This window comes from Bacillus sp. JJ1503 (assembly GCF_036965125.1).
Taxonomy (GTDB): domain Bacteria; phylum Bacillota; class Bacilli; order Bacillales; family Cytobacillaceae; genus Cytobacillus.
This window is the reverse complement of the sequence record NZ_JBALOZ010000269.1, coordinates 1-3,971: the sequence shown is the minus strand read 5'-3', so window position 1 is coordinate 3,971 and position 3,971 is coordinate 1. Positions and strand designations below refer to the sequence as shown.

The window sequence follows — 3,971 nt, the reverse complement described above, 5'->3', positions numbered from 1 at the left end:
GTAATAATTGTGATAGCATGAGATTCACCTGTAAAATTGAGAGCAGACGGATGGTGAAACATTGAGGAAATTTTTTCGAACTTTATTATTACTTTTTATCATATTTATATCATGGCCCTTCATTGAAAAATATTTGGAAAAAACAGATTTTTACCCTATATTGGATAGGTTTAAAGATGAGGTTCATGCCATTTCAGAAAATCCACAAGTTTCTGTAGCGATTGAGACGATTTTTTCCGCCATCAATCAGTTAGCTGGGAAAATGGATGAAAAGGTGGAGCTTCTTCCGAATAAAGACTTAATCCCAATAGATAAACCGAAATTATCCATTCCTTCCAGCCAAACCTTTTCGATTCATAATATTGTTCTAGGGGAAAGTAAGGAGAATGTTGAAAAGCTAGCGGGACCGCCAAAAAGATCCACTTATAATGAATATGGATCTAAATGGTATACCTATCATGAAAATTATCATAACTTTTTCATGGTCACATACGATACGAACGAAAAAGTTGCGGGCCTTTACACAAATCAAGACTTAATTTCCTCTGCGATAGGGATAAAGCTTGGCAGTTCGAAAGAAGCTGTTCTTCAACAACTTGGAAAGCCTTTAAATCAAATTCGAAAAGGCTTAGTTTTTTACCAGTATGATAAAGAACGAGATTATGATGTATTTTCTATTGATCAGAGCAATGTAACCGTTTTTTACGATAAACATGCCAAAAATACGGTGACGGCCATTCAAATGATTGATGAAGATTTAGAACAGGCTAAAAATCATTTTTATACCGATGGATCAGAGCAGTTGAAAGAAGGCTTCGAATATCAACTATTCGATTTAACGAACGCAGACCGAGTAAAACATGGAATATCCGTGTTAAAATGGGATGATCAAGTAAAAGAAACAGCACGGAAGCATAGCCTTGATATGGCGGATAAAAATTACTTTTCCCATACAAATTTAGACGGGCAATCCCCTTTTGATAGAATGAGTGAGGACCAAGTATCCTTTACTGTAGCTGGCGAGAATCTGGCAATGGGGCAGTTTAGCAGTATTTTTGCCCATGAAGGTCTGATGAATTCTCTTGGCCACCGGGAGAATATCCTTAGACCGGAATATCAATATTTAGGTGTGGGTGTAGCGTTTAATATAAAGTCCCAACCGTACTATACAGAAAATTTCTTTAGAAAATAGGAAACAGCTGGAGATCTTTAAGGTTTCCAGCTGCTTGTTATAGAGATTCTAGCATTTAGCAACTTACTTCTTTTCATTTTCATGGATGGTCAAGAATACTTCCTCCAGTGATTCACTAGCATGCTCACGATAAATTTCCTCTAGAGTACCAAAGGACCGTACCTTTCCATTAAATAAAATCATGACTTTGTCGGCAATTTCAATGGCATCTCGCATGATATGGCTGCTAACAATCACGGTTTTATGTTCATTTTTCAGCTTTTGTAAAATTCTTTTAAATTGAATGACCCAGTAGGGATCCAAGCCATTCGTAGGTTCATCTAATATATATATATCCGTATCTGCCAGCAAACATTGAGCAAGGTTAAGGCGTTGCGACATACCTTTAGAGAAGCCGCCAACCTTTTGATTGCGGTCCTCCCATAAGCCCACGTCTTGCAAAACTTGTTTGATTTTTTCCTTATCCACTTTCAGGAATTTCCCATAATAATGTAAGATCTCAATGGGGGTCAAATCTGGAGGGAAATTCATTTGATCTGGCATATAGGCAAATGGCTTTTTCTTTTTTGAATGAAAGACTACCGTTCCAGAAGAAGCTTGATCAATCCCTGTAATCATTTTGATCATCGTACTCTTTCCTGCACCGTTTCCTCCGCATAGCACGACGCATTCTCCTAGATTAATTCCTGCTTCTACCGGATATAGAGCCGTTTTATGTTTATATTTTTTGGAGAGATTTCTTAATTCAAGGATCATGCTAAACTCCCCTTTTCTTCAACATTTTAGTGGATATGGCCATTGCAATCCACATTAGGAGCACAATTGAGATCATTAATGAAATGGAAAGGGTGCCACTCTCACTCCATTTTTCAATCATTAAAAACTCTGGACCAAATACGTATTCTGCATTAAGCTTTGAAATGGACCATACTCGAATGGATTCTATTGGGTTAAGTAAGATGAAGAAAAATAAGCTTTTGAGTTTAAAGGCATACGGAATCCAATTGATAACCGTCATGATGACAAACTCATAAATGAAAACTGTCAGACACCAGAAGAACAATGCATATGACAAACCTTGCATTCTGGTTTTGCTAATCGCCCCAACGAATAATGCTGCGGCAGAAAACACAATAATGAGCAGCATGTTCACACTTAGGAATACTTGAAAGATCGAAGCTTGAAAAGATTTCCCGATGATAGAAAAAATAAGACCGAATAATCCATAAGATACACCCATGACGACAAACATAGAGATTACTAATGATAAAAACTTGCTGAGCATATACTTCCAATAAGAAACTTGATACGTTTTATATAATCCCAATCTGCCACTCTCTTTGTCTCCAATAATGGAGTTTGCTCCTAGAATTAAACAAATAATCGGCAAGAGCCATAGGGATAAATTTATCAGCAGTGCGATAGAACGATTATACGCTGTTTGATTTATATTTGCCGTATTTTCTGGCTGCTGTGTGATCTCCTTTAAGCCGTAATATTCAGGATTCACGCCCATTGTTTCAATATTGCTATTAACCCCTTCTAATCCGTAAGTTACTTTGACAGGATCGAGTTTAACGGAGTTCAACCCATAGAAATAGAGCAGTCCAGATAGAAAAATAAAGAGAATCATAAAATTCAATAACCACTTACTTCTAAGGAGCAGGCGCAGCTCATGCTTTACCATTGAATACAAAATACCCAGTTCCATCATTTTCCCTCCAATCTATGGATTTTCCCCATAAACTTCTTGATTAATGCCCGTGCTTTGTTCCCTTCAAATCTTTTTCTAATAACTCCTTTGAAGAATAAATCTCCCCGCCTTGTTCTTTTTGCATGTCAGATGCTTGTTGCTCTGTCTCATATGCTGCAATTCCATAATTCATAGGACTATGAATATTTTGATTTTGTACGAAAGTACTATTATCGAAGGATATCCATTCCTCTGAATCGAAATCATGAACGAAGGCGGCTTCATATTTTGGCTGATGCTCTTGCATATATACAACCATACAGCCAATATCATCGAATAACTTTGGTTCTCCATCTTCTAGAATGATCTGTGCGGCAGAGTGTAAGTCTTCTATGCCCATGTGACAAGCATCACAATCTTCTTCATTCGCCTTTATTTCAACTGGAGCTGCTGTTTTATTAGAACAAGCAGTTAGGGATATCATGACAGCCAATAAAAGAACCCACCATCTACACTTCATGTTTCTCCCTCCCAAACTTAAATAAGATGCAGGAACTTACTGATAAAATGATGAAAAAAGTGAGAATCTGGTACATATTCAGGTCTTTTTCCTCTTTATATGACAGCTCACTTTGAATCTTTTCCCAGTTAATAGGTGCTGGATTCATGAGAGGATATTCATCAATCACAAAAGTATCAGATGGAATCGGAGTGAATTTTTCAATCATATTCCATAATTCCACAGCTGGACTTCGATGAAAAATTTGCAAATAAGGTTCTTTACTTGTCATATTGTAAAAAACATCACCGCTTTTATAGGCAAAATCTACAATCTTATCTTTATTTAGGCTTAATGATTGATGATCATCGAAATAATTTCCATACTGATCCTTATTAAACATATTTTCATTTTGATTATCAGAAATAATTTGTTTTGTATTTTGATAAAAATTGTTTAAATAAACAGAATTCTCTTCAGAATTCTTTCTTAATTCCAATCCTGTATCGTTTTCTAGAAAAGTATTAAACTCAATCCGATTTCGTTTCGCATTTTCCATTAGAATTCCTTTATAGTTGCTCATAACT

The 3,971-nt window shown here is 36.2% G+C and carries 5 protein-coding genes; 1 reads left to right on the top strand and 4 read right to left on the bottom strand.

Features of this window, described 5'->3' with window-relative positions; all coding sequences use genetic code 11:
- Positions 1 to 160: 160 nt before the first annotated feature.
- Positions 161 to 1,192: a CAP domain-containing protein gene (locus V7149_RS19655; protein WP_335347286.1), complete on the top strand. Its 1,032-nt coding sequence runs from the start codon at positions 161 to 163 to the stop codon at positions 1,190 to 1,192.
- A 63-nt stretch (positions 1,193 to 1,255) separates the two neighbouring features.
- On the opposite strand, the gene V7149_RS19650 is transcribed toward V7149_RS19655, so the two are convergent.
- The 4 genes from V7149_RS19650 to V7149_RS19635 form a co-directional block, all read right to left on the bottom strand.
- Positions 1,256 to 1,948, bottom strand: coding sequence for an ABC transporter ATP-binding protein (locus tag V7149_RS19650; protein ID WP_335347285.1), 693 nt, complete (start codon positions 1,946 to 1,948; stop codon positions 1,256 to 1,258).
- Position 1,949: 1 nt separating this feature from the next.
- Positions 1,950 to 2,903 carry an ABC transporter permease gene (locus tag V7149_RS19645; protein ID WP_335347284.1) on the bottom strand — a complete coding sequence of 318 codons (954 nt, stop codon included), beginning with the start codon at positions 2,901 to 2,903 and terminating at the stop codon, positions 1,950 to 1,952.
- Between the two features lie 43 nt (positions 2,904 to 2,946).
- The gene (locus tag V7149_RS19640; protein ID WP_335347283.1) at positions 2,947 to 3,405 is read right to left on the bottom strand and encodes a nitrous oxide reductase accessory protein NosL; all 459 of its coding nucleotides are present in this window, start codon (positions 3,403 to 3,405) and stop codon (positions 2,947 to 2,949) included.
- On the bottom strand, positions 3,395 to 3,971 hold a 577-nt coding region (locus tag V7149_RS19635; RefSeq protein WP_335347282.1), incomplete at its 5' end, for a NosD domain-containing protein. The genes V7149_RS19640 and V7149_RS19635, both read right to left, overlap by 11 nt.

Coding starts and splice junctions, on each gene's coding strand:
- V7149_RS19640 (WP_335347283.1), bottom strand. CDS start 3,405: ATGAAGTGTAGATGGTGGGTTCTTTTATTGGCTGTCATGATATCCCTA.
- V7149_RS19650 (WP_335347285.1), bottom strand. CDS start 1,948: ATGATCCTTGAATTAAGAAATCTCTCCAAAAAATATAAACATAAAACG.
- V7149_RS19645 (WP_335347284.1), bottom strand. CDS start 2,903: ATGGAACTGGGTATTTTGTATTCAATGGTAAAGCATGAGCTGCGCCTG.